The following is a 26,463-nucleotide window of genomic DNA, read 5'->3' as shown; positions in this document are numbered from 1 at the left end:
ACCCCACCCCCATTTTTCAGGAGCATCCGCATGACGACCGGACGTCAAGCAGCGCCTACCCGTATCGACACCACCCGGCCTCATCCGGCGCGGGTGTACGACTGGTGGCTGGGCGGCAAGGACAACTACCCGGTGGACGAGGAGCTCGGCCGGAAGATCCTCGCCGTGGATCCGACCGTGCGGCGCGGGGCGCGCGCCAACCGGCGGTTCATGCACCGGGCGACGCGGACGCTGGCGCAGGCGGGCATACGCCAGTTCCTCGACATCGGCGCCGGCATCCCCACCGAGCCGAACCTCCATCAGGTCGCGCAGGAGGTAGCCCCCGAGGCACGGGTGGTCTACGCCGACAACGACCCGATCGTGCTGCGGCACGCCGAGGCGCTGCTGCGCGGCACCGCGGAGGGCGCCACCGACTACGTCCACGCGGACGTCCGCGACCCGGACGCCGTCCTCGCCCTGGCCGCCGGGTCCCTGGACTTCGGGCAGCCGGTCGCGCTGTCGCTGGTGGCGCTCACCCATTACCTCGGCGACGAGGTCCACGACCTGCTGGCGCGGTACGTGGAGGCTCTCGCACCCGGCAGCCACCTGGTCCTCTCCCAGGTCACGCCCGATCTGAACCCCGAGGCCGTCGAGCGGGCCGCCGGCCTGTTCCGGCAGAGCGGCACGCCCTTCTTCCCCCGCCCGCTCGCCGAGTTCTCACGCTTCTTCGACGGACTGGAGCTGCTGGGTCCCGGTGTGATCCCCGTCCACGGATGGCGGCCGGAGCCGGAGGACGTGGCGGCCCAGGCGGAGGGCATAGTGCCGGTGTACGCGGGGGTCGCCCGCAAGCCGTGACCGCGCCTGTCGGCTGTCGGGCTCCCGGCCGCTCCTCCGCTCCCGCCGCCTGGTGACAACGTGCCGGTGTGCACCGGAACGACGGTGCCGCGCCCCCGTGCGGCGGGCGCGGCACCAAAGGACGTGCGGCGTCAGGCGAGCTTGGCCGACAGCGTGATCGTCGTGCCGGTCAGGGCCTGGCTGACCGGGCAGTTCTTCTTGGCGTCCTCGGCGGCGGCGACGAACGCGTCGTTGTCGAGGCCGGGGACCGTGCCCTCGACGGTGAGGTGGATGCCCGTGATGCCCTCACCCGGCTGGAAGGTGACGTCGGCGGAGGTGACGAGCTTGGTGGGCGGGGTGCCGGCGCCGGTCAGACCGTGCGACAGCGCCATGGAGAAGCAGCTGGAGTGGGCGGCGGCGATCAGCTCCTCGGGGCTGGTCTTGCCGTTCGCCTTCTCGGCGCGCGACGGCCACGACACCGGCTGCTCGCCGATGCCGGAGGAGTCGAAGGTGACGACGCCGTTGCCCTCGACGAGGTTGCCTTCCCAGACAGTGTGTGCGGTGCGCGTGGTTGCCACGGTTGTTCCTTTCGGTGTGGTCCCGTTGCCGGGTTCCGTCACCCCATCCGACCACATCCGGTCCCGCATCAGGCGGTTGGGCACCAGGCCACTCACCTTTTGTTACCCACCACGTCACTGACGCGCTCCGGTCTCACCGGACCCGGAAATCCGGCCGCAGCACGGTGAGGGCGCTGCCGCGACCCTGCCGCCCTGTCTGTCAGGCCGCGCGCTCGTCCTCGTCCTCGTCCTCGCCCTCGGGCAGCGGCACCTGGGGTCCGACGCACTCGCTCAGCCAGCGGCGGAAGACGTGGTGGAGTTGCTCGGCTCCGACGAGTTCGGTGTCGTCGTCGGCCGGGGCGGACAGCACCACCGGCGACAGCAGGAAGGGCCGCCCCTGGGCGCCGCCGAGTCCGCCGTGCGAGCCGATCTGTTCCTCGAACGCGAGGACTTCGCCATCGGCCGGGTCGTACCAGGAGTTGATCATGATGTCGGCGGTGTGCGGGAAGGAGTGCGTGCGGCGCACGGCGTGGGCGGCACCGGGGCCGAAGCCGGCGAGCGGACCGGTCCCGTCGCCGAGCCGGCCGACCGGGATCTCGGCGCCGTGCGCGCCCAGTACCACCCCGCCGTGCTCCTCGCTGCGGACCAGGACGAAGCCTATGCCGGGGTGGTCCGCGAGCGTGGACAACAGCGCCGGATGGCGGCGGTCGATCTCCTCCTTGCTCATCCGGTGCGGCACGTCCGGGAAGGAGACCAGTCCGAGGTTGCCGGAGGCCAGCACGACGGGCTCGGAGCGGCGGCGGGCGGCGCGGTGCTGCTCGCCGTTCTCCTCGACGGGGCGGCGCAGCGCGGCCCGTACCGCCGCGCGCGCCTCGGCTCCGCTGTGCGTGCGCTCGGCCCTGCGCGGCACGGGCAGCCCGCAGCCGGCCCGCACCAGGTTGCCGAGGCTGAGTCCGTATCGGGCCTGGAAGGTCTCACCGGGGCTTTGGCCGTGGTCGGACAGGACGACGATCCGGTACGGGCGCGGGGCGTGCTCGGCGACCTGCGCGAGCAGCGCCAGCGAGCGGTCCAGCTTCGCCAGGACCTTCTCGGCGTCACGGCTGTGCGGGCCGGAGTGGTGGGCCACTTCGTCGTACGCCACCAGGTCCGCGTAGACCGCGTTGCGCCCGGCGAGCATGTCGCCGATGACCGCGGCGACGACGACGTCGCGTTCGACGACGGTGGCGAAGGCGCGGACGAAGGGGTAGAGGCCGCCGCGGCCGACGCGGGGCCGCTGCTGGGTGAGCCGGGCCCGGGTGGACTGGACTGTCTCGCGGCCGACCTCGGCGACGAACGACATGGCGGTACGGACGGCGTTGGCGGGGTCGCTGAAGTACGCGAAGTATCCGGCGCGGGAGCGGTTCTCCTTGCCGCGCCGTGCGGAGACGGACAGCACGAGGGCGAGTTGGTCGGCGCCGCCGCTGAAGAGGTTGCCGCGGCTGGCGCCGTCGACGGTGAGGAGGCCGCCGTCGCCGGTCCGCTCGATGGCCCGGCGCTGGAGTTCGGCGGCGCTCGTCGGCCGGTTGCAGACCATGACCTCGCGGCTGTCCTTCTCGTACCACCTGAAGGCCGGGACGTCGTGGTTGGAGCCGTGCAGGATGCCGAGCTGGCTGGCACCGGTCTGACTGGACCAGTCGGTGCGCCAGGAGGTGAGGCGGTGGGTGGGGCCGCGGCCGTCGCGGGGGGCGAGCCAGGAGGCGACGGTCGGCATGAGGCCCTTGTCGACGGCGGCCCGCAGCACATCGTGTCCGACGCCGTCGAGCTGAACGAAGACGGCGCCCGGGGTGGCGGGCCCGGCCTGCCCGTCGCCGCGTCTGCGTCGTCGGTCGGCGAGCCGGTAGAGCCTCCTGCGGTAGGCGTCGTCGTCCCGTACGGCGAGGGCGGCGCCGGTGGCCGAGGCGACGGCGGACATGACGGCGGCGACCACCACGGCGGTCTCGGGCGCGGCCTCGCCGCGTCCCGAGGGGTTGACGCGCAGGGCGATCAGCAGCAGGGACCCGTTGAGGAAGAAGACGAGCAGCCCAAGGACGAGGGCGGGTACGAGCAGCAGCAGTCGGACGAGCAGGGGCCACACGAGGGAGGACAGCAGACCGAAGACACCGGCGCCGGCCGCGGCGGTGACGGCGATACGGGTGGTGCTGTCGCCGCCCGCGGACTCCAGCCGGAAGTCGGGGAGGACCGCGGCGAGGACCAGCATGGTGACGGTGGACGCGGCCCACACGGCGATGCTGCGCCACACTCCGCTGACCAGACTCCGCCAACGCCCCTGACCCACGCTCTGCTCACCTCACGTCCCGACCCACGCGGTCCTTGCGGACGCGCCCCACCTTGTCACAACGGCCGGAAGCCCTCGTGAACCAGGAGGGAACCGTCGGCTCAACGGCCGTCGTGACCCGCCGTCGGCCTCGACAGGCGGCGGTGGACCCGGGCCTGCGTCTGCGCGTCGTGCGGCGGCTCCGCGCGGCCGACCGTCTCGACGCGGACGCCGCGGCGCGCGCACTCCGCGATGAACTCCTCCACGGACGTCAGGGCCCGCTCCAGGACGCGGCGACTGGGGGCGACGAACAGGTCGACCAGGCCCGCCTCCACGTCCGCCCACAGCGCGCAGTGGTCGGGGCGCAGGCCTCGTACGAGCAGTTCCCGCGTGACCACGTACCCGCGCTCGGCCGCCCAGCGCGCGCACATCGCCTGCTGGCTGCGGAAGTCGACGAGGAAGGGGTCCGCGTCCAGCTCCCCCAGCGGGGTCAGGCTGGCGATCGCCGTGACCCGGACCGTGGCCGGGCGGCCGGAGGCGTCGCGCGTGCCGGAGGTGCCGTGCGCATCTCCCATGGTGTCCCCCTCACCTCAGGGTTTCGCCGCCGACCCTACTCCTGCCCGTAGGCTCGGGGGGAGTCGCGCGAAGGAGGCAATGGAGTGCCGGTGCAGCTTACTTGGTGGGGTCATGCCACCTGCACGGTCGAGGACTCCGGTGTGCGTGTCCTGACCGACCCCCTGTTCGCGCGCCGTCTGGCCCATCTGCGGCGGCGCCGCGGTGCCCCGCCGCCGCCCGAGGCCGCGGTCGCGGATGTGGCGTTGGTGTCGCATCTGCACGCCGATCATCTGCATGTGCCGTCGCTGGCCCGCCTGGCCCCGGGCACCCGCCTGCTGGTGCCGCGTGGCGCCGCCGCCCAGGTGCCGGGGCTGCGCCGGCTCGAACGTCTCCGGGTCACGGAGGTCGCGCCCGGCGACCGGGTGCGGATCGGTGACCTGGTCGTACGGGTCGTACCGGCGCGGCACGACGGGCGCCGGCTGCCGGTCGGACGGCATCGCTCTCCTGCCCTCGGGTACGTCGTCGAGGGTGACGCGCGGACCTACTTCGCCGGGGACACCGGTCTGTTCGAGTCGATGGCGGAGGAGGTGGGGCCGGTCGACGTGGCGCTGTTGCCGGTCGGCGGCTGGGGGCCGTACCTGGGGTCGGGGCATCTGGACCCGGGGCGCGCGGCGCAGGCGCTGGCGCGGCTGAACCCGCGCAGCGCGGTGCCGGTGCACTACGGCACGTACTGGCCGATCGGGATGGACGCCGTGCGCCCCCATGAATTCCATGCGCCGGGCGACGAGTTCGTACGCCTCGCCGCACAACGCGCACCCGGGGTGGCGGTGCACGTCCTGTCGCACGGCGAGAGCGTACGACCGGAGGCGGCCCGATGACCACGTCGACGCCCGGCGCAGATCGCCACGCGATAACCACCTACGCGCTCCGCGCAGCCCACCACGAGACGACCACCCTCCCGCTCCGCGCAGACCACCACGAGACAACCACCCTCCCGCTCCGCGCAGACCACCACGAGACAACCACCCTCCCGCTCCGCGCGGATCGCCACCCGACGACCAGCTCCGGGCTCCGCGCAGAACACGCAGAACACCACGAGACGATCACCCTCGCGCTCCGCGCACACCACGATCCGACAGCCGCCAGAGAGCGCGCTGCCGCCCGCCCCCGGACGCACCACCGCCCAGCGGCCCCCTTCGCGCTCCGCGCGGACCAGTGTCCGAGGATCACCTGCTCTTCCGGGCCCCCCGCAGACCGCCGCCCCGTGACCATCCACGCCCCCGCGCCCCCGGAGGTCTCCCGGTGATGTTCCTCGCCGTCGCGAGTACCAGCGTGCCCGCGGCGTCCACGCAGCAGGCGGTCGGGTATCCGTCGCTGTTTCTGCTGGTGCTGATCGGGGCACTGGTGCCGATCGTGCCGACGGGTGCGCTGGTCAGCTCCGCGGCGGTCGTCGCCTTCCACCAGACCGCGCCGTTCTCGCTCCTGCTGGTCTTCGTCGTCGCAGCGCTCGCGGCCTTCCTCGGGGACATCGCGCTGTACTGGCTGGGGCGGCGCGGTATGCGGTCGAAGAACGGTTCCCGCTGGCTGGAGACGATCCGCGACCGCGCCCCCGAGGACCGGCTGGCCCAGGCGCAGGAGAAACTCGGCGACCACGGGATCGCGGTGCTCACCCTGTCCCGGCTCGTCCCCGCGGGCCGCATTCCGGTGATGCTCGCCTGCCTGCTGGCCCGGATGCCGCTGCGGGACTTCGCCCGCGGCGACGCCCCGGCCTGCCTCGCCTGGGCCGTGACGTATCAGCTGATCGGCATACTCGGCGGCTCCCTGTTCCCCGAGCCCTGGCAGGGCGTGCTGGCGGCGGTCGTGCTGACGCTGGCGATCAGCGCGGCACCGAGCGTGTGGCGCCGGATGCGCCGGACCGCCGCCCCGTGAGCACGGGCGGGGATCAGTCCAGCACCCGCGACGCCCCCACCGGCAGGTCCCACAGGTCCTCGCGGGCCAGTCCCGCCTTCTCCCAGGCCGCCCGCACCCGCGCCAGCGGTTCCAGGACCGGCTCGGCCGACAACACGAACGTGCCCCAGTGCATGGGTGCCATCCGCCGCGCCCCGAGGTCGGCCGTCGCCCGGACCGCCTCCTCCGGGTCGCAGTGGACATCGCTGAGCCACCAGCGCGGGTCGTACGCACCGATCGGCATCAGCGCCAGGTCGATTCCGGGATAGCGGCGGCCGATCCGCTCGAACCAGTGGCCGTAGCCCGTGTCGCCCGCGAAGTACACGCGCTGCCCGTCGGAGGCCGTCAGCACCCACCCGCCCCACAGCGAACGGCACGTGTCGGTCAGGGTGCGCTTGGACCAGTGGTGGGCGGGGACGAAGTCGAAGCGGACGCCGTCGAGTTCGGCGCCCTCCCACCAGTCCAGCTCGGTGACGCGGGTGAACCGGCGCCGCCGGAACCAGGGGGCGAGCCCGGCCGGTACGAACACGGGCGTGTCGTACGGGATTCGGCGCAGGGTCGGGGCGTCCAGGTGATCGTAGTGGTTGTGGCTGATGACGACGGCGTCGATGCGCGGCAGGCCGCTCCAGGCAATGCCGACGGGAGTGATTCGGGCGGGCGTGCCGAGGATGCGGCGGGACCACACCGGGTCGGTGAGGACCGTCAGGCCACCGATCCGCACCACCCAACTGGCGTGCCCCGCCCAGGAGACGGCGACGGTGCGTGCGTCGACGTGCGGGAGCGGCCCCGGCTCGAACGGCAGCAGCGGGATGTCCTTGAGCCCCTCCGGGCCGGACCGCACCGCGCCCTCTCGGGCGAAGCGGGCAAAGGCCTTGAGGCCGGGCAGCGGTGAGGTCAGCCGGTCCGCGAAGGAGCGCGGCCAGATACGGCGCTCGCCGAGCGAACGGGGCTCCGCGAGCGGCGGGAACGCGGTCAGCGGCCCGTGGTCGGGGCTCAGCAGGGTGGTGGACATGGGCTCATCGGTGCCCTGGTGCGCCGAAACGGTACTCGTGGTCGACTCGGACTGCTGCGTCATGGAGGCGGCTCCCATCGCTGAGCGTCGTCGCGTAGATCGTCGAAGACCGATCCCAGGAGGATCAACGCGCGTTGCACTTGCGGCAGTTCCAGCGGCGCGGGCGCATTGAGGCACTCGCCCCGCTCCTCGGCGGTCGTGCCGAGGAACGGGCCGGTGCACAGGCGGACGCGGAGCGCCGCCAGGTCGTCCCCGAAGCGGTGGCCGCCGGGCGCGGGCATGCCGAGCCGGGCGGTGAGGAAGTCCTCCAGTTCCTGTGCGTCGCCGACGCCGCGCGCGCCGAGCGCGGCGCGCAGCGGGCCGAGGTCGGCGTAGAGGTGGCGCCCGGCCTGCGGGGGCCGGGCGAGAGCACCCGTGGCAACGACCGCCCGGTGCGCGGCGGCGGCCACGCGCGCGTGCAGGGCGACGCCGGCGGCGAGTCGCTGGGCGACATCGGCGGGCTCGTCGAGGGCGTACGCGGCCGCGGCGGCGACCGGGGCAGCGACGCGGGCGCCGAGCGCGGTGAGCACGTCGAGGACGCGGGCGCGCAGTCCGGCGCCGTCGGCGGTGGCCGGGAAACGGGCGACGGCCGCGGGCCATCCGGCCGGGAGGAAGGGCCCGGCGAGGTCGGTGACGACGGTGACCCGGTCGGGAAGCATCTCGGCGGGGCTGAGCAGCACGGTGTCGTGCGGCCGGTGCACGGTGTCGCGCCAGGTCTCGTCGCTGACCAGGTGCAGTCCCTCGACGGCGGCGGCCTCGACGGTCTCGTGGACCACCTCGGGCGGTGCGACGGTGGCGGTCGGGTCGTCGGCGACCGACAGCACGAGCAGGCGCGGGTCGCCGCCTTCGGTGCGGATCCTGCGGATGGTCTCCAGGAGGGCATAGGGGTCCGGGACGCCACCGCACTCCGCGGGTGTCGCCACATGGAACACGGACCGGCCCAGCGCCCGGACCTGGGGGGCCCACCACGCGGCGCACGGCCGCGGGACGAGTACGTCGCCGCCGAGCGCGGCGGTGACCGCGACGAGCAGGGCGGGGGCGCCGGGGGCGGTGGCCACCTCGTCGGGTTCGGCAGGCAGTCCGCGCCGGCCGAAGTAGCCGCAGGCGGCGTCGAGGAGGGGCGGGCCGCCGAAGGGGCCGGCGTCGTCGTGGTCGGCGGCCTCGGCGAGCGCGGCGGCGAGGCCCGGCAGGAGGGGCAGCCCATGGCCGGGAAGCGGCGGGCCGTAGCGAACCGGCCCGTGCCCTTCCGGATCCGTCCGCCGCCGCATGCGTGCCTCCGCGCAGTCCGTGGTGCCGTGGCCGGTCCCCCGGGTTCCGGCTCGCTCCGGGCCTTCGACCCACGACCGCCGCCTGTTCTCGTACTCCTGTTCCCTTACGGGGTCGATGGTGCCCTAGGGCTCTGAGTACCCAGAGTTGCGGCCGGTCATGAGCATCGGCGTCGGCGTCGGCCCGGGTTGCCCGGCGCACGGGTTCAGCCGTGGCCGGACGTCCCGCGCCGCCACATCCGGTGGACGGCGGCGCCGAACGCGCCGGCGATCAGGGCGCCGCCCATGACGAGCGCGGGCACGGAGTCGGTGAAGGCGCCGCCCTCGCCCGCCTGCACGCCGTACTGGGCCCCGACAGGTGGCCGTGCCCCGTTGTCCCGCCCCCCGTCGTCCCGCCCGCCGTTGTCCCGCCCCCCTTGGTCCCGCCCGCCGTCGTCCCGCCCGCCGTTGTCCCGCCCCCCTTGGTCCCGCCCGCCGTCGTCCCGCCCCCCTTGGTCCCGCCCGCCTTGCTGCTTGCCCTGTTGCTTGTCCTGACTGTTGCCCTGCTGCTTCCCCTCCTGCCTGTCTTGCTCGTCTTGTTTCCCCTGCTTGCCTTGCTTGTCCCGGCCCTCTCCCTGCTGCCTGTCCGCGCCCTCCCCTTGCTGCCTGCCGGTGCTCTCCCCTTCCCGCCTCGCCTGGCTCTCCGCCTGGCTCTCCCCTTGCTGCCTCGCCTGGCTCTCCGCCTCCTGCTTCCCGGGCTCCTGGCCTGGGCCGTCCCCTTGCCGCGCGGCGCCGTCCCGGCTCACGGTGAACGAGGCCTTCCACGACGTCTCGCGGCCGCCGGGGGCCACCGGGCACCGTCCCTCGACGCCCCATTCCGCCTCGCGCCCGGCCATGCCGGCGACGGCGTCGACGCTTCCGCCGACCGGGATCCGGGCCGTGCCGCGGTACACGACGCCTGTCGCACCCTCGCTCGAACCCCTCACACCGTCCGAGCGCACCATCACGCCGTTCGAGCGCACGATCGCGCCGTTCGAGCGCACCATCGCGCCGTCCGAGCGCACCATCGCGCCGTCCGAGCCGCCGCTCGCCCAGTACGAGCGGCTGGTCACCCCGTACGAGCCTCCAACAACGCTGTCCGAGCGACCGATCGCCCCGTACGAGCCCCCGGCCACGCTGTCCGAGCGACCGGTCACCCCGTCCGAGCCGCCGATCACGCTGCCCGAAGGACCCGTCGCACCCTCACTCCGCCCGCCGCCCTCTGCGCCTCCTCCGCCCCCGTCGGCCCGGTTCAGGCGGATCGAGCCCCCCTCGAAGCCTTGGGAGGTGGCCTCGATGTAGTCGGGCAGGGCACCGCCGATCCCCTCGCAGGACACCGAGACCGTGACCGTGCCGCCGGGCGCGACGGAGCGCGGGCTGACGTCCGCGGACGGATCGGCGGACGCGGGTGGGGCAAGGGCACCCAGGGCGGCACCAGCCAGGGCGGCGGCGGACAGGGCACGGGCGCTGTGGCGCATGGGGGCTCCTTCGGCCGGTTCCTCCGGGGGCACCTCGGTCGTGCCCCCGAAAGCCCATGACAGCCCGCCCGACACCGGGCCGCGCGCGGCCGGACCCCATTCGCGCTAACGGCACCGCCGAGCGGGTGACGGCGGCTGCCGCGCATCCGCGGGTCAGTCGGACAGCGAGACAAGCTCCCGTTCCAGGCCGCGGCCGCGCCTGTCCACCACGGCCGCGGCCACGTCGGCGAGCTTGCGATTGGTGCCCTGAGAGATGCGGCGCAGGACGTCGAAGGCCGCTTCGGCGTCGCAGCCCAGGACATGCATCACCATCCCGCACGCCTGGTCCACCACGGGCCGGGAGCGCAGGGCGGCGCCGAGCTGGTCGAGTTCGGTGAGCGCGGCGCGGTAGGAGCGGTCGCGCACGAGGCAGCTCGCGGCGAGGTCGCCGAGCGCCCGGGCGGGACCGTGCGGGACGTCTTCCAGGGTGCCGGGCCGGAAGCTGTAGAGGCTGAGGGTGACGGTCAGCCCGGAGCGCCGGAAGGGGATCGTGACGCTGGACCGTACGCCCGCGTCGAGTGCCACCGCCCGGTACGCGGGCCAGCGCTCGTCCCGCAGCAGGTCCGCCGCGTCGACCGGCTCGCCGGACCGCAGCGCCGCCGGGATCGGCCCGTCGCCGGAGCGGAGCTGGACCGCGACGAGTGCGGCGAGGTCGGGGTGGGTGACCGCGGCGGGCCGGTCCGTATCGCCCTCGGCGACCATGCTGCTGGCGCCGCAGCAGTCGTCTGTGCAGCGCACGGCCTGCTCGGCGAGTTCCGACAGCCGGCGCCCCGGAAGGGCAGACTCCGGGGAATCCGTTCCCAGGTAATCGAGTTGTCCGGTCTCCGGCATTCTTCACGCCTCCTCTCCCGTGCGCCTGCCCGCTCTGCTCCGTGGAAAAACGGTATGCGCGGATTCCGCCGGTCAAGCCCCTGAAGGACACCCGCCCGGGTTACGTTCGTCGCATGGCGCAGACCGACGAATTCAGTGAGGAGCTCGCGGATTTCGTACGCCGGGTGGCGGAGCTGAAGGCGGCCCGGTCGGTACCGGCGGGCGACCTGCCCTCCGTCCTCGACGCGGCGATCTTCGAACTCGACCATGTGGCCGGTCGGCTGTGGCCGTGGTACGAGCGGGTGTCCGCGGGCGCCCCGGCGTCGGCCGGCGGCGGCGAGCGCCAGGAGCAGCAGCTCCTCAAGGCCCTCTTCCAGCGGATTCCGGTGCCCGTCGCGCTGGTGGACCGCGAGACGGTGGTGCGCCGGATGAATTTCGCGGCGACCGCCTTCACCGGCGTCCGCGCGGGCTATGCGACGGGCCGCCCGCTGACCGGAATGCTCACGCACGCCGAGCGGGCCGCGTTCCGTTCACAGACGGCCGCGGTGGCGCGCGGCGAGGGCGACCGCAGCCTGACCGTGCGGCTCCAGCAGGATCCCGCGGCGCCGGTACGGGCGACCCTGGCCGCGCTGCGGCCCAGTGGCGAGCCGCGCACGGCGGTCCTGGTCGTGCTGCAGCCCGCGGACGCCCGGGGGCCGACGCGGCAGCACGCGCCTGCCGGCGGCATCCCGAGCCTGGCCGAGACCACCCGGCACGCGGCGCTGATGGACCTGCTGGACGCGATGACCACGGCCCTGCTGACCGCGCCCGCCGACGCCGTCCTGGAACGGGCGGCCGGGGTGCTGCACGGCCGGTTCGCGGACTGGGTGGTGGCCGACGCCGGGGCCGCGCGCCCGATCCGTACGGCCGTGCTGGCGCCGTCCGCCGAGGAGGCGGCCGCGCTGGCCGCGCAGGATCCGGCCGAGTGCCCCCTGGTCGTCGAGGCGGCGCGCGGCGGCTCCACGGCCCTGCAGCTGCGCCCCGAGGACCCGGAGGCCTTCGGCCGTGACGCCTCGGGCGCCCCGGTCCTCGTTCGCGCGAACGTGACCTCCCTGCTGTGCGTGCCGCTCACCGCCGGGGGCACCGTGCACGGGGTGCTCACGCTGTTCCGCAGCGGTGCCCGGCTGGCGTTCTCGATGGCGGAGGCCCAGGCGATGGACATGATGTCCCGTCACATGGCGCTGGCGATGCGGGCCCAGTAGGGGCGTGGGGCGGCGCGCGACACCCTCATCACCACATGACCGCGATGCAAGCCCCGCAGGAACAAGAGACGGCACGCAACACCCGCACCTCCACACGGCCGCGATGCAAGCCCCGCAGGGTGTGGGGGCGGGCCCGCACCATCGTGCGCACCTGCCACCACGCAGGCACAACCGGCCACGGTCACGCTCAACGGCCCGCGCCGACCAGCCTGCTGACCCCTGTTCCCCGGCCATGCCCGCCCCCATGGGACGCGGGATGGGCCCACGCCATCGTGCGCGCCCCGCGGGGGCGTGGGGCGGGGTCGCGCCGTCGTGCGCATCCGCCGCGCCGGCGCGCGCCCGGCCACGGTCAACGGCGCGCCGACGGGCCTGTCGTGGCCCCGCTCGCATCGGCCCGGCCCAGCGGAGCGGCTACGCGGCGTCCTGCATCACCTGGTCCCGGAGCCGGTTGCAGCAGCGGCTGATCAGGCGGGAGACATGCATCTGGGAGATGCCCAGGCGTTCGGCGATGCTGCTTTGGGTCATGTCGTCGAAGAACCGCATGTACAGGATGGCGCGTTCACGCTCGGGCAGGGCCCGCAGCCGGGGCTTGACGGCCTCGCGGTCGACGACCGTGTCGAGCGCGGGATCGGGCGAGCCGAGAGAGTCACCGAGCGAGTACCCGTCCTCGCTGCCCGGCAGTTCGGCGTCCAGCGAGAGCGCGGTGAAGCTCTCCAGGGCCTCCAGCCCCGCCCGGACGTCCTCCTCGCACATCTGCGCGTGCTCGGCGATCTCGGCGACGGTGGGCCTGCGGCCCGAGACGGTCTGTGACAGGTCCTGGCAGGCGAACCGCACACGGTTGCGCAGGTCCTGGACACGGCGCGGCACGTGCAGGGTCCACATGTGGTCGCGGAAGTGCCGCTTGATCTCCCCGGTGACGGTGGGGACCGCGTAGCTCTCGAAGGCGTGGCCGCGTCCGGGGTCGTACCGGTCGACGGCCTTGACCAGGCCGAGCGCGGCGACCTGGCGCAGGTCCTCGAAGCTCTCGCCACGGCTGCGGAAGCGCCCCGCGAGCCGTTCGGCCATGGGCAGCCAGGCCTCGACGATCTCGCCGCGGAGCGTGTCGCGCTGCGGGCCCGGGGGCAGCGTGGCGAGCCTGCGGAAGGCCTCCGCGGTGTCGGGGGCGTCGTCGTGTGTGTGGTGCTTCGCGCTCACTCGGTTTCGCATGGTGCGTCGCAACTCCCTTGCGGGTGCCTGGGGTGGGACGGTCACCGTGGGAGGGACACCCGAGTCCGGACGGGCACACCCGTGGCGGGTCTTCACCGCTCCCACGGACGTGCCTCCTGTCCGAAGCACTGAGACACCGCCTGCCCGGACGTCTGCGGGGCAAACACCCGGGACACCCGGACGGCCAGGTTTTCGCCGCCCGGCGCGGGTGACTCGACAGGTGCGACGCGTACACCCGCCCCTCTTCCCCTCGGAGGTCCCCCGATGAGCACCAAGGTCGCCGACCACATCCTGGAGCGTCTGCGCGAATGGGGTGTGGAGCATGTCTTCGGGTATCCCGGCGACGGCATCAACGGCCTGCTTGCCGCGTGGGGACGGGCCGAGGACCGGCCACGGTTCCTCCAGGCGCGGCACGAGGAGATGGCCGCGTTCGAGGCGGTCGGCTACGCCAAGTTCAGCGGCCGTCTCGGTGTGTGCGCGGCCACGTCCGGACCCGGCGCGATCCATCTGCTCAACGGCCTGTACGACGCCAAGCTCGACCACGTGCCGGTCCTCGCGCTCGTCGGCCAGACGCACCGCACGGCGATGGGCGGCTCGTACCAGCAGGAGGTCGACCTGCACACCCTGTTCAAGGACGTGGCCTCGGACTTCGTGGAGACGGTGAACGTCCCCGAGCAGCTGCCGAACGTCCTGGACCGTGCGATCCGCACCGCGTACGCGCGCCGCGCGCCCACGGCGGTGATCATCCCCGGCGATGTGCAGGAACTTGACTACTCGCCGCCCACGCACGCCTTCAAGATGGTCCCCTCCAGCCTGGACCGCAGCGCGTGGACGGCGATCCCCACGCAGGAGTCGCTGGAGCGGGCCGCGGAGGTCCTCAATGCCGGTGACAAGGCCGCGATCCTGATCGGCCAGGGCGCGGCTGGGGCGCAGCCGGAGGTGGAGCGGATCGCCGAGCTGCTGGGCGCGGGCGTCGCGAAGGCGCTGCTCGGAAAGGACGTGCTGAGCGACGAACTGCCCTACGTCACCGGTGCGATCGGTCTGCTGGGCACCCGCCCCTCGTACGAGCTGATGCGCGACTGCGACACGCTGCTCACGATCGGCTCCTCGTTCCCGTACACGCAGTTCCTGCCGGACTTCGGCAAGGCGCGGGCCGTGCAGATCGACATCGACCCGCACATGGTCGGGATGCGCTATCCGTACGAGGTGAATCTCGTCGGCGACGCGAAGGCGACTCTCCAACGCCTGATCCCGCTGCTGGACACGGAGCGCGGGCGCGAGTGGTACGACACCGTGTGCGCGAACGTGGCGCGCTGGCGCGAGGTGATGGAGAAGCGGGCGGAGCTGTCGGCGGACCCGATCAACCCGGAGTACGTGGCCCGGGCACTGGACCCGCTGCTGCCGGAGAACGCGATCGTGACGTCGGACTCCGGTTCGGTGGCGAACTGGTACGCGCGGCACCTGACGATGCGGCCGGGGATGCGGGCGTCGTTGTCGGGGACGCTGGCGACGATGGGCTGCGGGGTGCCGTACGCGATCGGTGCGAAGTTCGCCCACCCGGACCGTCCCGTGTTCGCACTGGTCGGTGACGGCGCCATGCAGATGAACGGCCTGGCGGAGATGATCACGGCGGCGAAGTACCAGGACCACTGGGAGGACCCGCGGCTGGTGGTGGGCGTCTGGAACAACCACGACCTCAACCAGGTGACGTGGGAGATGCGCGCGATGGAGGGCGCCCCGTCGTTCCTGCCCTCGCAGGAGATTCCCGACGTCCAGTACGCCGGCTTCGCCCGCAGCCTCGGGCTGACGGGCGTCCGGGTGGAGAAGCCGGAGGACGTGGAGGCGGGCTGGCGGGCCGGCCTGGAGGCGGACGGCCCGGCGGTCGTCGAGTTCCTGACGGACCCGGCGGTGCCGCCGATCCCGCCGCACGCCACCTGGAAGCAGCTGGAGGCCACGGCGGCCTCGATCCTCAAGGGTGACGTGGATCGCGGCTCGATGGTCCGCCAGGGCTTCAAGGCGAAGGTGCAGGAGTTCCTGCCCGGCCACGGCAGGAAGTAGGCCCGCGTGTTGAACGGCGCTGAAGAGTTCAGTTGCGCACGAAACAGTTCAGTGGTCAGTTCAGTAGCGCGGTGAACTGTTCAGTGCCGAACTGCCGTACTTGACATCGTGGTGCGGCTGATACTCCCGGACGTCACGCCACGGGGGCTTGCAGAACACGCTGGGCACCCAGCGGCCATCGGCGCACCGTGCGGGCAGGAGCAGCGCTGGCCTTCTCGGCCGGCCGGGTCCCCTCCCGTGACGGTGACGGGGCCACGATGAGGGCTCACCGCTGTGCCTGAGCTCAAGGCGGATGGAGGCATTGGCCGGGGACGTCTGTCTGGTCCGTCGGGCGTGAGCAGCGGCAGCAGGACTTGGTCAATGAGGCGCCGGGACCGCTCTTGACGCCTTCCTCCGCTTCCCTCCCAACTGGCCGAGCGGTACCGGGACATGCTCACCTCTTTGGAGCTGCCGCTCACTGCTGAACGGGATCTGCCCGAAGGGGCACTCCGCTTCTAGCGGCATGACGCCCTCCTGCGCTCGCCGCGCAGGAAAGAGCCCCGGCTGCGAGCGAAGTGTGCCGGTCAGGCAGCCTTGCCGCCGGCTCTGTCAGAACCTCGGTCCAGGGCCCCGAGCACGGCAATCCGTACGACGCCGGCGAGATCGGCCCAACTGGAATCGCGGTTCGCCATCATGACGACGGTCACGGCGCAGAGGGCGGCGACGCCACGGACGTGCCGTTCCTCGTCCGTCCCCGCACGCTGACCGAATGCATCCATCATGCATGTGCCGTGCGGCAGCCAGACGTTCCACGACTGCCGGCTCCCGCGTCAGCGGGAAGGCATCAATGAGGGCCTGGAGTTCGGACGGCGGGTCCTTGTCGGTCCAGGCTCGCCACCAGCGGGGCAGGGTGACGGCCGGGGTGAGCCAGGAGCGGACGGCACGTAAGGTCCTGGCCGGCAAGGCGGTTGGGGCTGGTGGGGTGCGGTGGGTCCCCTTCTCTGGCCGGTCGTCGGGGCACAGATCCGGCGCGCCGGCGTCCGACCGTCCGGGTGGGGCGGACCACTGGTCCCGGCAGAAGGAGAACGCGCAGTTCACCAGGGTGTGGTGACGGCGGATCGCGCGGTCGGAGCGGACCTGGAAGTCGGCCCGGCCGAGGTCGTCCTTGATCTGCTTGTAGCTCTGCTCGGTCCACGGCCGCAGCCCGTACAGCCGGACGATCTCGGTAAGGTCGGCGGGTGGGTGCGCGCTGGTGGCAGCGTGCGGGGCGTCGGGGTGGGGCAGGTGGGTGGCCAGGTGCCAGGTGGCCTTTTCCGGCAGGAGGTCCGGGTCGGTAGTGGCCACGACCAGGCGGCAGGGGCTGTCGGGCCGTAGCCACCCAGGCGGGCATCGGTGGCCCACCAGGTCTTGTGCTTCCGCTTTGGCCCGCTTGAATCCGGCGCCGTCTCCGGCGACGACCCAGGGTGGTCTTCCTGGAGGCGCTGGAGGGGCGCGGCCGCCGGCGCGTTCGATCAGTTCGTTCATCCGGCTGCGGCTGAGCTTCTCCAGCACGCCGGTCATCGCGCCCGGGACAACGACCGTCATCCCCGGCAGCGGTGCCACCGTCCGTGGGCGTCGGCGGGATGGCACCGGGCTCGGTCATGTTCACCCCGGCCGCGGCGAGTTTGTGGATGAGCGGGGAGAGGCCGGCGTGTTCGGCGACGATGGCGGGAGCCTTCTCGGTGCCGATGCCCTCGACCTGCTGCATCGCGTCCGTGTCGGCGGCGCGGACACGGCCCAGGGTGGCGAAGCGGCGGGACATGGAGCCGCCCGTGCCGCGGACCCCCAGCACGCACAGCACCCGTGACAGCGGCTGCGCCCTGGCCGCGCCGATCGCCGTGAGGAGTCCGTCGGTGCTGCTCTCGCCCATCAGCTCCCGGTTCAAGGAGCTGCTCGCGGGTGAGGGCGAAACAGGTCGGGGCCTTCGCCCGCCGACGGACCGCGCGGACGAGTCCTCGAGCGCCACGGCCGCAGTCTCTGTGACAGGGGGCCGGCTGGCGGAGGTCGCTGATCCTTGCCTGGCGCATCGGCGGGCGAAGGGCATCACACGAGGGTCTTCGCCAGCCAGGACGTGGTGCGCGTGACGATCTCCTCGAAATGGTCGACCAGGATGCCGTAGTGCTGCCCGGGATACTCGACGACTTCCTTGGGGGCCGTGATCCGCTTGAACATTTCGCGTGCTTCCTCGACCGGGGCAACGGTGTCGCTATCGGCGAGCACCATCAAAACCGGCGCCGTGATGCGCTCCGCGTACGCGGTGACCTCCATCTCGAACAGATGGTCCAGCGACGACAGTGTCAGCTCGTTGCGCCAGCTGCGCACGTCGTGGAACCGCTTGAGGAATTCGAGACCCTCCGGGTCCGTGAACATCATGGGAGGGCCGTCCGGCGTACGGTGGCCGCTGGTCTGCAGGACGACCGGGGGCTCGCCGCGACTCTGGCCGAGGCGATCAGCGACGATGGCGGCATCCAGGCCGGCGAACTCGGCCGGCGGGAACAGCTTGCGCGCCGACCATCCGCTGACCGGCGGTACGACGGAGACGACAGCGGCTGGGCGGTGTCGGTCGCGGCGGCGAACATGCCGACCATGCCGCCCAGGCTGAACCCCCAGACAGCGATCCTCTCCGGATCGACGTCGTCACGGAGGCTGAGATGCGTGATGACATGCCGCATGTCGCGGGCGAACTGCCACGGGTCGATCTGCTGGCGGGGTTCGCCGTCGCTGTGGCGAGTCCGCGGTGGTCGTAGAAGGCGACACCGAGACCCGCGTCCGTGAACAGATGCGCGTACGGGAAGCCGATCTCCGCGACGCTCCCGATGCCTTCATGGGCGATCACGACGGGCACCGGCCCTGTCGCGTCCTCGGGAAGGTAGAGCCTGCCGCGAAGGGTGATCTCCCCCACCGGGTCGTCTGGCCATCGCGGAACTCGATCTCGCGCTGGCGCACGCGGCCCTGGGTGATCCGACAACGCCGAGGTGTCGAGGACCACCTTGAGGTCGCTCACAACAGCACCCCCAGGTTCGGCGTCGCCAGGGTGACCTCTGTCAAGATCACCTCGCGGGAGAGCAGCCTCGGCGCCTCCTCGGTGAGGCGGATCAGATCGTTGCGCCGGCACGGCACTAGATCGAAGTGCGGGTCGATCCCCCGCTGCCGGTAGAGCAGCAGCGAGCTCGAGACGGCGACGACGGCCGGATCGTCAGTCGGCCGCGCCAGGATCGACCCGACGACGCGCAGAGTGCGAGAACTAGGCGTGATACGGATGACGTTCCAGTTCCTGCACGATCAGGAACATGGACTGAGAGGCATCGACCAGGCTGTCCGATGCCGAGACCATGATTTCGTCGAAGAGCTCGCGGTAGCGGGCGACGCCGGAAAGGTCGTCTGTCCTGTCTAGCCAGATGCTTGTAGCGCCGGCATAGACGTTTATGGGGGCGCCGCCCAAAAGATCGCGCGTCGCTTCCTTGGGCACCGGCAATGCATGGCTGCGGGTGTACCCGCACAGCGCGGGCGACAATGAAGGATCAGCTACAATCGCCTGCGAGGCCGCACGCCATGCAGTGAAGAATTGTTCCCGTTCAACACCTTCGCGCGTGGCGATGAAGTGAATAAGCTTGACGGCACCGCGCCGGGGCACGGCAACCTGCTCACGCTCCTCAACTGTCACCATCAACTTCAGGGTCGACCCGTCGGCAAAGAGGTGTTCGTCCGGCTGGATAACCGAAAGGTAATAGGGGTGCGACGTCAGGAGGCCTACCGCTTCCGGCGAGGGGTTATAGATTTCGCTTACGGCATCTATTTCGATCGGCGCCACGCGTGTCACATCCGGTGCACCATAGGCAGCGTCGATCACAAAGTTTTGTACATATCTTGAGAGGTGGACCAGCATGTCAGCGGGGCCCGCCAGGATCTTGGTCGCATGGACGTTCTGATAATGCTGCCAATGCTTCTGGCGTGTCATGCCCGGTAGGCGACGCGCCGCGACGATAAGTTTGATCATCAATTCACTCCGATACGTTGTGCCCCGGGAGAACGCCGGGGGCGGGGCGGCCTGAAGCGGCCGATCAGAAGCGGTGGCGAGAAATCGCCATTATTACTGGGCGGTCCAGCCCCATCGACGGCTACGGGCTGCCCGGTCGTGACGGATATCATCCGCAGCGAACCCGATCACGCGCGCGGCCTGCGAAAGCGCCGGGTTCAAGCCCCGCATCCGGCAAACCGGGATGTCTAGGGAGTAGTGCATGCGCGTGTCCTCTCTGAGTCGTCCACGATGCTCAATCCGTCTCGGCTGGGCGCCCTCACCAGGGCCGCACAGCCGCTGTTCCAGTCTCACCGCGACCACAACATCTGTACAGTGGTACTTTTTTATAAGTTTCATTCACGACATGGATGAAGATGGAACGTGATGGGTCTCGATCTGAATCTGCTCGTGCCGCTGAACGCGCTGCTCCAGGAGCGGAGCGTGACGGCCGCGGCGCACCGTATCGGCCTCTCCCAACCGGCCTGCAGCGCGGCGCTCAAGCGACTGCGAAGGCACTTCGGCGATGAACTGCTGGTCCGAGTCCCCGGCCAGGGATCCCAGCTCACGCTGCTGGCCGAGCGGCTGCGCGATCGGGTCTCACTGCTGGCCGCGGAACTCGACGGCGTCTTCGCGGCCAACGCCAGCCTGCAACCGGGGTCGCTCGACCGTGAGTTCTCCCTGCTGCTCTCCGACGCCGAATGCAGCGCGCTCGCCACGCCGCTGGTGCGCGAAGTCACGGCGCACGGCTCCGGTGCACGTATCCGCCTGGATCTGCTCACGAACGACATGCGGGCGGGGATCGTCGAGGAGATCGACAGGCATGATGGCGTGATCGTGCCCCGGGTCGCGCTCCCGGACGGGACGCCGTCGCTCGACCTCTACGAGGACCAGTGGGTGCGCATCGTCAGCGCGACGCGGCAGTCCGAGGACGACGATCTCGAGCAGGCACGGTGGGCCGTCTGCTACGACGCGCCGTTGATGCCGTGGTCGCCGGGCCAGCTGCTGGAGAGGGAGGGCATGGCCGGGTCGATCGCCGTGCGGGTGGAGAGCTTCGCGACACTGTTCCCGCTGGTGGCGGGTGCGGATCTCACCGCGCTCGTGCCCGGGCGGCTGGCGGACGCGTGGTGCGGGTCGACGGGAACGCGCCCCGCCCGAGTCCCCGCATCTCTTGCCCAGCCCTTCGTCATGGCGATGGCGTGGTCTCCGCGGTGGGTGTACGACCCGGCCCACCGCTGGTTCCGGGACCGGGTGGCCGCCGCCGCGCGGTGTTGACGACGCGAGCCGGTTTCCCTCGGCCGATGTGATCGACCGTGCTGGAGCGAGCACCCCTCCGAAGGCCGAAGGCCGCGACTGAATGGACGCGGCCATGCACGCATGGAAGCAGGTCGCCGCCGGGGCAGCGTGGACTGGGTGCGACGCCGTATCACGGTGATCGTCTGTGCGAGCGAGGCCCTGATCGGCTACCCCTGCTCTGCGGCGTGGGCTTCAACGCAGAAGGTCGCAGCAGTGACGGCCGCGGACACTGCCAGACGCGCGGTTGCAACATCCAGCGCGGGACGCTGACTTACTGATCATTTCAGAATGAGGTTGGCTCTCAGGCTTGGCAGTTGGGCTGGTGGGCGGCAGAGTTCTGCGGGTGTCGGATGATCTTGTGCCTGATGATCTGTGGGATCGTGTCGCTCCGCTGCTCCCTCCTCGCCCGCCGCGGCGTCGGCGGTACCGGTCGGCTGCCGGCGGATGACCGTGCGGCTCTGCGGGGAATCGTCTACGTGCTGCGCACGGGTGTGACCTGGGCGGACGTGCCGACCGAGACGATCGGCTGCAGCGGGGTGACGTGCTGGCGGCGCCTGCGGGACTGGACCGAGGCCGGCGTCTGGCCCCGCCTACACGAGACCCTCCTCACGGAACTCCGCAGGCCGGACTGTTGGACATGGAGGACGCCGCGGTCGACGGCTCGTACGTCCGGGCCCTCAAAGGGGGCTCACACCGGACCTTCGCCGGTCGACCGCGGCCGCCGAGGCAGCAAGCACCATGTGATCACCGACCGGCACGAAACGCCCCTCGCGGTGTCGTTGACCAGCGGAAAGGCCGGTAGGCGGGGATGTCCGTGCGGGTGGGCATCGTGTTCCCCTTTCGAGGACGGTCACGCGGTGAACAGGACTGCGAGGTAGGCGGCGACCAGTGCGGCGCACACGAGAGCAGGTGTGGCAACGCGCGCGTCACCGTTGCGTACATGGGTGATCACGGCTCCGGCCATGAGCAGCAGCGGCCCGGCACCCGCCAGGCCACCCAGCAGGGGTACGGCCAGCCCGAGCGCGACCCCGGCGGCGCCTGCGATCTCCAGGGCACCGATGACGCGATAGGCACTGACGGAGTGGCCGGATTCGGCGGCCTTCTCACGCATCGGCTTAAGGGCGAGCACCTTGGTGAGTCCGATGGCCAGAAAGGGCACGGCGGCGAGGCAGGCGAGAACAATGGAAAGGATCATGGGTTGTCCTGGGATGTTCGGGATGGTTGCGGGGGTGTGCTGACGCGGTACCCCCTCCGATGACCAGGACTCTCTTTCCTTCCATCGCCAACTCCTTTGTTGGGCAGGTTACTTGACGGCGACCGGGTTGACGGGGGAGCCGACGGCTCCGGTGATGGGCAGTGGTGCGGCGGTGAGCCAGAACTCGTACACGCCGTCGCGGGCGCAGTCGTCCGCGAGAGCGTCGGGGTCCCACATCTCGCCGATCAGCAGGCCCATGTTGGGGATGACGACCTGGTGCAGCGGCTGGAAGGCGCCGGCGAACTCGTTCGGCCGTACCTCGAAGCCCCATGTGTCGGTGGCGATCGCGGCGATCTCGCTGGCGTGCAGCTAGCCGGCAGTGGTGAAGGACAGGCCGGGAGAGTCTCCGCCCGCGTAGTCGCCCCAGCCCTCGCGGCGGGCGCGCGCCAGCCGCCCGGTCCGGACGACGACGATGTCCCCGCGGCCGACGGCCACGCCGTGCGCCTCGGCGGTCGCGGTCAGGTGTTCCTCGGTGATCGCGAAACCGTCCGGCAGTTCTCCGCGTTCGTCGCCGATCACCCGGCCGACGTCGAGGAGGACTCCGCGACCGGCGACGTACGGGGCCATGTGCTCGATGCCGGTGACCAGATCGCCGTCCGAGGTGATGGTCTTCGCGGCGTCGCGTCCGTTCCACGCCTTGCCGTGGTCGAAGATGTGCCCGAGCCCGTCCCACTGGGTGGAGCACTGCAGGGGCATCGCGATCACGTCGTCGGCGCCGCCGATGCCGTGCGGAAAGCCCTGGTTGCCCAGCGCCGCCTCGGTTCCCGTGTCCAGCATGGTGTGGACGGGGTTGGTGCGGCGGCGCCAGCCGTTCTGCGGCCCGTTCATGTCGAACCGCTGAGACAGCGAGAAGCTCACGCCCCGGCGGACCAGTGCCGCACCCTCGCGGCGCTTGGCCTCGTCGAGGAAGTTCAGCGTGCCGAGGACGTCGTCCTCGCCCCAACGCCCCCAGTTGGAGTACCGCTTGGCGGCATCGGCAATCGCGCCCTCGGGATCGGTGGGGTCGAGCGGGGTCGTCACGACGCGGTCCTCTCGGTGACGCAGCGGGTGCGCTGCGCGCCCAGACCCGTGATGGAGCCCTCCATGACGTCGCCGTCGCGCAGCAGCCGTCCCCAGTGCATGCCGTTGCCGGCCGGGCTGCCGGTGAGCACCAGGTCGCCGGGCAGGAGCCGGGAGGTCTGGGAGATGTACGACACCAGCCGGGCGATGCCGAAGAGCATGTCCTTGGTGGACTCGTCCTGCATGGTCTCGCCGTTGAGCTTCAGCGTGACCCGCAGGTCACCCGGGTCGGCGATCGACTCGGCGGGCACGATCCAGGGGCCGAGCGGGGTGAAGCCGGGGGCGTTCTTGCAGCGCAGCCAGTCGGTGCCGATGGCCTTCATGTCCCGCCGGAAAACGGTGGCGCGGTCGGTGAGGTCGTTGGCGATCGTGTACCCGGCCACGTACTCCAGGGCCTCCTCGACCGTCACCCGGTAGGCGGGCCTGGCAATGACGGCTGCCAACTCCAGCTCCCAGGCCGGCTGTTCGGCCCAGCCCGGGAGTACGACGTCGTCGAAGGGGCCGGTGATCGCGCTCGGCAGGCCGATGAACACGTACGGCAGGTCCTCGGCCGCCCGCCGGTCCATGACCGCGGCGATCTCCGCGCGCGCCTCCTCCACGGTGCCGGGATCGTCGGGGGAGCGGTGGGCGACCTCCAGGTCGATCACGTGCTGCCGGTAGTTGGCGCCGGACTGAAAGACCTGACGGGGCTCGACCGGCGCGTGCGCTCGCAGGTGCTCCAACGGCCGCCAGTCGGCCGTCTCGTCGGCCGCGAGGTCGTGCAGGCGAGGGAGCATCTCGTCCCAGCGGTCGACGATCTCCCGGGTCGTCAGGGCGGGCTCTCCGAGGGCCGTGGGAAGATCCAGCACGCGCCCCTCGGGGAGCACGAGACCGGGGAAAGGCACCTGGTCAGAGGAGGAGAGGACGCCAAGGGCGAAGGGTCCGGAGAAGGACGCGGAAGCGGCTGCGGGTTTCACGGGAATGCCCTCCAGATTGCGGTGGGACCAATGTGGCCGGACGGGCCCGCCGACCAGGCAACGTAAGCGAGACCTTGCTCAGCCCGCGGTGCGCACGCTGTCGAGCCGCAGAGGCGCGCCAGTGCGGGCCACGAGTTCTTCGGCCGTGATGCCCGGCGCCGCCTCGATCAGCTCCAGTCCCTCGCCGGTAACGTCGAACACCCCCAGATCGGTGATGACGCGGTGGACGCATCGCTCCCCGGTGAGGGGCAGTGTGCACTCCTTCAGCAGTTTCGGACTGCCGTCCCTGGCCGTGTGCTCCATGAGGACGATGACGCGCCGGGCGCCGTGGACAAGGTCCATCGCGCCGCCCATGCCCTTGACCATCTTGCCGGGGATCATCCAGTTGGCGAGATCGCCGTGCTGTGAGACCTGCATGGCGCCGAGGACGGCGGTGTCTATGTGGCCGCCGCGGATCATGCCGAAGGAGAGGGCGGAATCGAAGAAGGAAGCCCCGGGCAGCACAGTGACCGTCTGTTTGCCCGCGTTGATCAGGTCGGCGTCGACCTCGGCCTCGGCCGGGAAAGGACCGGTGCCGAGAATGCCGTTCTCGGAGTGCAGCGTCACCGTGACCCCAGGCGGAAGATACTCGGGTATCAGAGTGGGCAGTCCGATGCCCAGGTTGACGTAGGAGCCGTCGGTGAGCTCTGCGGCGGCGCGTGCCGCCATCTGTTCGCGGGTCCAGGCCATCAGCCGCGTACCGTCCTGTTCTCGATGTGCTTGTCGGCGGCCTCGGCGGCGGTCAGCGTCACGATCCTCTGCACGAAGATGCCCGGGACATGGATGTCCTCCGGCTGCAGTTCGCCGGGCTCGAGGAGTTCCTCGACCTCGGCCACGGTGACGCGTCCGGCCATGGCGGCGAGCGGATTGAAGTTGGCCGCTGCCCGACGGAACATCAAGTTGCCGTGGCGGTCGCCGCGCCAGGCACGTACCAGGGCGAAGTCCGTGGTGATGCCGGTTTCCAGGACATGCGGGCGGCCGGCGAACAGACGCGTCTCCTTGGGCGGAGAGGCGATGGCCACGGAACCGTCGGTCCCATACCGCCAGGGCAGGCCGCCGGTTGCCACTTGGGTACCGACTCCCGCGGGTGTGTAGAAGGCCGGGATGCCAGAGCCGCCGGCGCGGAGGCGTTCGGCGAGGGTGCCCTGCGGAACGAGTTCCACTTCCAGCTCACCGGCGAGGTACTGGCGGGCGAATTCCTTGTTCTCTCCGACGTAGGAGCCGGTCACGCGGGCGATGCGGCCCTCGGCCAGGAGGATTCCGAGACCCCGTCCGTCCACTCCACAGTTGTTGGAGACCACCTCCAGACCGCGTGCGCCGTGTGCGTGGAGAGCCTGGATGAGCGCACTGGGAACACCGCTGAGGCCGAAGCCGCCGACGGCGATCGTCGCTCCGTCGGGGATGTCGGAGACGGCGTCCAGCGCGCTCGCCCGCACCTTGTCCATGAAGAGGCCTTTCTGTCTTTCCCGGTTCTGGCCTTCCTGGCCCTGGTTCAGGTCCTGCCGGAGGCTGTCCGCTTGCGCAGGCGCGGCCGTCGGCGTGCAGCGGTGATCGGCGTGGGCTGCTCGCCCGGTACGACTCGGTTGCGGATCGAACCGATGCCCTCGACTGTCATTTCCACGATGTCTCCGGGTTCGAGCGGAGGCGGTGTCCGCGTCCCGCGGCGGCCCCACAACTCACCGAGGCAGCCGCCGTTGCCGCAGGTCCCGGAGCCGAGGACGTCACCGGCCTTCACCCAGGTGCCGCGGGATGCGTACGAGATGAGCTCCTCGAACATCCAGCTCATGTTGCTCAACAGGTCCTGGCCGACCTCGGTGCCGTTGACCGACACCCGCATGTCCAGCTGCAGGAAGCCCTCGTCGTCGCGGTAAGCGTCCAGCTCGTCGGCGGTCACCAGCCACGGTCCCAGGGTGGTGGCGAAGTCCTTTCCCTTGGCGGGCCCAAGGCCCACCTTCATCTCGCGGCCTTGCAGGTCCCGCGCGGACCAGTCGTTGAGGACGGTGTAGCCGAACACGTGGTCCCGTGCTTCTTCGGGGGTGAGTGAGGCGCCGTCCTTGCCGATGACGGTGGCCACTTCGAGTTCGAAGTCCAGCACGTGCGAGCCCGGCGGGACCGGGACGTCGTCGTGCGCGCCGATCAACGCATAGGGGTTGGTGAAGTAGAAGGCCGGGGCCTCGTACCACTCCGGTACGACCACGCCGCCTCCGCTGACCGACCGCACGACACCCTCGACGTGCTCCTCGAATGCTGCGAAGTCCCGCACGGTCGGCGGTTCCAGCGGCGGCAGCAGCCGTACGGAATCGATCGGTGTCGGGGAGGAGTTGTCGAGGGCGGCGGCACCGGCCTCAAGGGCGGCCGGCAGTCCGGCCCGTACGAGGTCCAGGACCGTCGTCGTACCGGGGAGGGCGTGCAGCCCGTGCTCGCCGACGACCCCGGCGGAGGAACGGCCGGCGCTTTCCCAGGTGGCGAAGCGCATGGTGTGCGTCCTTTCCGG

At 71.4% G+C, this 26,463-nt stretch carries 23 protein-coding genes and 4 pseudogenes; 7 read left to right on the top strand and 20 right to left on the bottom strand.

Annotation, left to right across the window (positions count from 1 at the left end; translation table 11 throughout):
- Positions 1 to 30: 30 nt before the first annotated feature.
- Positions 31 to 834: an SAM-dependent methyltransferase gene (locus tag Q2K21_RS13150; protein WP_310770209.1), complete on the top strand. Its 804-nt coding sequence runs from the start codon at positions 31 to 33 to the stop codon at positions 832 to 834.
- 131 nt (positions 835 to 965) lie between these two features.
- On the opposite strand, the gene Q2K21_RS13145 is transcribed toward Q2K21_RS13150, so the two are convergent.
- The 3 genes from Q2K21_RS13145 to Q2K21_RS13135 form a co-directional block, all read right to left on the bottom strand.
- Positions 966 to 1,391 (bottom strand): OsmC family protein, encoded by a 426-nt coding sequence (locus Q2K21_RS13145; RefSeq protein ID WP_310770207.1) that lies wholly within the window; start codon positions 1,389 to 1,391, stop codon positions 966 to 968.
- Between the two features lie 199 nt (positions 1,392 to 1,590).
- Complete coding sequence (locus Q2K21_RS13140) at positions 1,591 to 3,684, bottom strand: alkaline phosphatase family protein (protein WP_310770205.1); 2,094 nt, start codon at positions 3,682 to 3,684, stop codon at positions 1,591 to 1,593.
- Positions 3,685 to 3,785: 101 nt separating this feature from the next.
- Complete coding sequence (locus tag Q2K21_RS13135) at positions 3,786 to 4,238, bottom strand: hypothetical protein (RefSeq protein ID WP_310770203.1); 453 nt, start codon at positions 4,236 to 4,238, stop codon at positions 3,786 to 3,788.
- A gap of 84 nt (positions 4,239 to 4,322) precedes the next feature.
- Between Q2K21_RS13135 and Q2K21_RS13130 the strand changes: the two genes are divergently transcribed.
- Together Q2K21_RS13130 and Q2K21_RS13125 are read left to right on the top strand one after the other, a co-directional pair.
- Positions 4,323 to 5,096, top strand: a complete 774-nt coding sequence (locus Q2K21_RS13130) for an MBL fold metallo-hydrolase (protein WP_310770201.1) — start codon at positions 4,323 to 4,325, stop codon at positions 5,094 to 5,096.
- A 427-nt stretch (positions 5,097 to 5,523) separates the two neighbouring features.
- Complete coding sequence (locus tag Q2K21_RS13125) at positions 5,524 to 6,147, top strand: DedA family protein (protein ID WP_310770199.1); 624 nt, start codon at positions 5,524 to 5,526, stop codon at positions 6,145 to 6,147.
- 13 nt (positions 6,148 to 6,160) lie between these two features.
- Here Q2K21_RS13125 and Q2K21_RS13120 read toward each other — a convergent pair whose 3' ends face one another.
- The 4 genes from Q2K21_RS13120 to Q2K21_RS13105 form a co-directional block, all read right to left on the bottom strand.
- Entirely contained in the window at positions 6,161 to 7,240 is a 1,080-nt protein-coding gene (locus Q2K21_RS13120; RefSeq protein WP_310770197.1) for an MBL fold metallo-hydrolase, read from the bottom strand.
- On the bottom strand, positions 7,237 to 8,484 hold the full coding sequence (locus tag Q2K21_RS13115) for an aminotransferase class I/II-fold pyridoxal phosphate-dependent enzyme (RefSeq protein ID WP_310770195.1): 1,248 nt from the start codon (positions 8,482 to 8,484) through the stop codon (positions 7,237 to 7,239). Before Q2K21_RS13115 ends, Q2K21_RS13120 begins: the two co-directional genes overlap by 4 nt.
- Before the next feature lie 203 nt (positions 8,485 to 8,687).
- Positions 8,688 to 9,977: a hypothetical protein gene (locus tag Q2K21_RS13110; protein WP_310781407.1), complete on the bottom strand. Its 1,290-nt coding sequence runs from the start codon at positions 9,975 to 9,977 to the stop codon at positions 8,688 to 8,690.
- 153 nt (positions 9,978 to 10,130) lie between these two features.
- A complete protein-coding gene (locus Q2K21_RS13105) occupies positions 10,131 to 10,847 on the bottom strand; it encodes an ANTAR domain-containing response regulator (protein WP_310770193.1) in 717 nt (238 codons plus the stop codon).
- Positions 10,848 to 10,960: 113 nt separating this feature from the next.
- Here Q2K21_RS13105 and Q2K21_RS13100 point away from each other — a divergent pair, with 113 nt between their 5' ends.
- Positions 10,961 to 12,067, top strand: a complete 1,107-nt coding sequence (locus tag Q2K21_RS13100; protein WP_310770191.1) for a GAF domain-containing protein — start codon at positions 10,961 to 10,963, stop codon at positions 12,065 to 12,067.
- A 411-nt stretch (positions 12,068 to 12,478) separates the two neighbouring features.
- Here the strand turns inward: Q2K21_RS13100 and Q2K21_RS13095 are convergent, their stop codons facing one another.
- Positions 12,479 to 13,273, bottom strand: coding sequence for an RNA polymerase sigma factor SigF (locus Q2K21_RS13095; protein ID WP_310770188.1), 795 nt, complete (start codon positions 13,271 to 13,273; stop codon positions 12,479 to 12,481).
- 264 nt (positions 13,274 to 13,537) lie between these two features.
- Here Q2K21_RS13095 and Q2K21_RS13090 point away from each other — a divergent pair, with 264 nt between their 5' ends.
- Positions 13,538 to 15,331, top strand: coding sequence for a thiamine pyrophosphate-requiring protein (locus tag Q2K21_RS13090; RefSeq protein ID WP_310770186.1), 1,794 nt, complete (start codon positions 13,538 to 13,540; stop codon positions 15,329 to 15,331).
- A gap of 563 nt (positions 15,332 to 15,894) precedes the next feature.
- Here Q2K21_RS13090 and Q2K21_RS13085 read toward each other — a convergent pair.
- From Q2K21_RS13085 to Q2K21_RS13070, 6 genes and pseudogenes are all read right to left on the bottom strand, one after another.
- A complete protein-coding gene (locus tag Q2K21_RS13085; RefSeq protein ID WP_310781406.1) occupies positions 15,895 to 16,092 on the bottom strand; it encodes a hypothetical protein in 198 nt (65 codons plus the stop codon).
- Between the two features lie 62 nt (positions 16,093 to 16,154).
- Positions 16,155 to 16,719 (bottom strand): annotated as a pseudogene (locus Q2K21_RS36005) (IS701 family transposase); the annotation flags it as partial.
- A 4-nt stretch (positions 16,720 to 16,723) separates the two neighbouring features.
- Positions 16,724 to 17,259, bottom strand: a pseudogene (locus tag Q2K21_RS13080) (NAD-dependent DNA ligase LigA); the annotation flags it as partial.
- 133 nt (positions 17,260 to 17,392) lie between these two features.
- Positions 17,393 to 17,722: an alpha/beta hydrolase family protein gene (locus Q2K21_RS13075; protein WP_310770184.1), complete on the bottom strand. Its 330-nt coding sequence runs from the start codon at positions 17,720 to 17,722 to the stop codon at positions 17,393 to 17,395.
- Between the two features lie 627 nt (positions 17,723 to 18,349).
- Positions 18,350 to 18,562: a nuclear transport factor 2 family protein gene (locus tag Q2K21_RS35760; RefSeq protein ID WP_399045581.1), complete on the bottom strand. Its 213-nt coding sequence runs from the start codon at positions 18,560 to 18,562 to the stop codon at positions 18,350 to 18,352.
- A 31-nt stretch (positions 18,563 to 18,593) separates the two neighbouring features.
- Entirely contained in the window at positions 18,594 to 19,346 is a 753-nt protein-coding gene (locus Q2K21_RS13070; protein ID WP_310770182.1) for an EthD domain-containing protein, read from the bottom strand.
- Positions 19,347 to 19,751: 405 nt separating this feature from the next.
- Here Q2K21_RS13070 and Q2K21_RS13065 point away from each other — a divergent pair, with 405 nt between their 5' ends.
- Both Q2K21_RS13065 and Q2K21_RS13060 read left to right on the top strand, forming a co-directional pair.
- A complete protein-coding gene (locus Q2K21_RS13065) occupies positions 19,752 to 20,639 on the top strand; it encodes a LysR family transcriptional regulator (protein ID WP_310770180.1) in 888 nt (295 codons plus the stop codon).
- Positions 20,640 to 21,003: 364 nt separating this feature from the next.
- Positions 21,004 to 21,451, top strand: a pseudogene (locus tag Q2K21_RS13060) (IS5 family transposase); the annotation flags it as partial.
- 59 nt (positions 21,452 to 21,510) lie between these two features.
- Here the strand turns inward: Q2K21_RS13060 and Q2K21_RS13055 are convergent.
- The 6 genes and pseudogenes from Q2K21_RS13055 to Q2K21_RS13030 all read right to left on the bottom strand — a co-directional run bounded on the left by Q2K21_RS13055 (position 21,511) and on the right by Q2K21_RS13030 (position 26,445).
- Positions 21,511 to 21,855: a DoxX family protein gene (locus Q2K21_RS13055; protein WP_310770178.1), complete on the bottom strand. Its 345-nt coding sequence runs from the start codon at positions 21,853 to 21,855 to the stop codon at positions 21,511 to 21,513.
- A gap of 108 nt (positions 21,856 to 21,963) precedes the next feature.
- Positions 21,964 to 22,935, bottom strand: a pseudogene (locus tag Q2K21_RS13050) (cyclase family protein).
- A complete protein-coding gene (locus Q2K21_RS13045; protein WP_310770176.1) occupies positions 22,932 to 23,930 on the bottom strand; it encodes a fumarylacetoacetate hydrolase family protein in 999 nt (332 codons plus the stop codon). Before Q2K21_RS13045 ends, Q2K21_RS13050 begins: the two are co-directional and overlap by 4 nt.
- 78 nt (positions 23,931 to 24,008) lie before the next feature.
- The gene (locus Q2K21_RS13040) at positions 24,009 to 24,659 is read right to left on the bottom strand and encodes a CoA transferase subunit B (protein WP_310770174.1); all 651 of its coding nucleotides are present in this window, start codon (positions 24,657 to 24,659) and stop codon (positions 24,009 to 24,011) included.
- Positions 24,659 to 25,414 (bottom strand): CoA transferase subunit A, encoded by a 756-nt coding sequence (locus Q2K21_RS13035; protein WP_310770172.1) that lies wholly within the window; start codon positions 25,412 to 25,414, stop codon positions 24,659 to 24,661. Before Q2K21_RS13035 ends, Q2K21_RS13040 begins: the two co-directional genes overlap by 1 nt.
- 47 nt (positions 25,415 to 25,461) lie before the next feature.
- A complete protein-coding gene (locus tag Q2K21_RS13030; protein WP_310770170.1) occupies positions 25,462 to 26,445 on the bottom strand; it encodes a fumarylacetoacetate hydrolase family protein in 984 nt (327 codons plus the stop codon).
- Positions 26,446 to 26,463: the final 18 nt, after the last annotated feature.

It is taken from the genome of Streptomyces sp. CGMCC 4.7035 (assembly GCF_031583065.1).
Classification (GTDB): domain Bacteria; phylum Actinomycetota; class Actinomycetes; order Streptomycetales; family Streptomycetaceae; genus Streptomyces; species Streptomyces yaanensis.
Note: the sequence above shows the minus strand (reverse complement) of the source record. Positions and strands in the feature narration are given on the sequence as shown.

What these genes read in the sequence shown, in the direction of transcription:
- Q2K21_RS13150 (WP_310770209.1), top strand. Translation starts at nt 31, where the DNA reads ATGACGACCGGACGTCAAGCAGCGCCTACCCGTATCGACACCACCCGG.
- Q2K21_RS13135 (WP_310770203.1), bottom strand. Translation starts at nt 4,238, where the DNA reads ATGGGAGATGCGCACGGCACCTCCGGCACGCGCGACGCCTCCGGCCGC.
- Q2K21_RS13125 (WP_310770199.1), top strand. Translation starts at nt 5,524, where the DNA reads ATGTTCCTCGCCGTCGCGAGTACCAGCGTGCCCGCGGCGTCCACGCAG.
- Q2K21_RS13120 (WP_310770197.1), bottom strand. Translation starts at nt 7,240, where the DNA reads ATGACGCAGCAGTCCGAGTCGACCACGAGTACCGTTTCGGCGCACCAG.
- Q2K21_RS13115 (WP_310770195.1), bottom strand. Translation starts at nt 8,484, where the DNA reads ATGCGGCGGCGGACGGATCCGGAAGGGCACGGGCCGGTTCGCTACGGC.
- Q2K21_RS13110 (WP_310781407.1), bottom strand. Translation starts at nt 9,977, where the DNA reads ATGCGCCACAGCGCCCGTGCCCTGTCCGCCGCCGCCCTGGCTGGTGCC.
- Q2K21_RS13105 (WP_310770193.1), bottom strand. Translation starts at nt 10,847, where the DNA reads ATGCCGGAGACCGGACAACTCGATTACCTGGGAACGGATTCCCCGGAG.
- Q2K21_RS13100 (WP_310770191.1), top strand. Translation starts at nt 10,961, where the DNA reads ATGGCGCAGACCGACGAATTCAGTGAGGAGCTCGCGGATTTCGTACGC.
- Q2K21_RS13095 (WP_310770188.1), bottom strand. Translation starts at nt 13,273, where the DNA reads ATGCGAAACCGAGTGAGCGCGAAGCACCACACACACGACGACGCCCCC.
- Q2K21_RS13090 (WP_310770186.1), top strand. Translation starts at nt 13,538, where the DNA reads ATGAGCACCAAGGTCGCCGACCACATCCTGGAGCGTCTGCGCGAATGG.
- Q2K21_RS13085 (WP_310781406.1), bottom strand. Translation starts at nt 16,092, where the DNA reads ATGATGGATGCATTCGGTCAGCGTGCGGGGACGGACGAGGAACGGCAC.
- Q2K21_RS13075 (WP_310770184.1), bottom strand. Translation starts at nt 17,722, where the DNA reads ATGATGTTCACGGACCCGGAGGGTCTCGAATTCCTCAAGCGGTTCCAC.
- Q2K21_RS13070 (WP_310770182.1), bottom strand. Translation starts at nt 19,346, where the DNA reads ATGATCAAACTTATCGTCGCGGCGCGTCGCCTACCGGGCATGACACGC.
- Q2K21_RS13065 (WP_310770180.1), top strand. Translation starts at nt 19,752, where the DNA reads ATGGGTCTCGATCTGAATCTGCTCGTGCCGCTGAACGCGCTGCTCCAG.
- Q2K21_RS13055 (WP_310770178.1), bottom strand. Translation starts at nt 21,855, where the DNA reads ATGATCCTTTCCATTGTTCTCGCCTGCCTCGCCGCCGTGCCCTTTCTG.
- Q2K21_RS13040 (WP_310770174.1), bottom strand. Translation starts at nt 24,659, where the DNA reads ATGGCCTGGACCCGCGAACAGATGGCGGCACGCGCCGCCGCAGAGCTC.
- Q2K21_RS13035 (WP_310770172.1), bottom strand. Translation starts at nt 25,414, where the DNA reads ATGGACAAGGTGCGGGCGAGCGCGCTGGACGCCGTCTCCGACATCCCC.
- Q2K21_RS13030 (WP_310770170.1), bottom strand. Translation starts at nt 26,445, where the DNA reads ATGCGCTTCGCCACCTGGGAAAGCGCCGGCCGTTCCTCCGCCGGGGTC.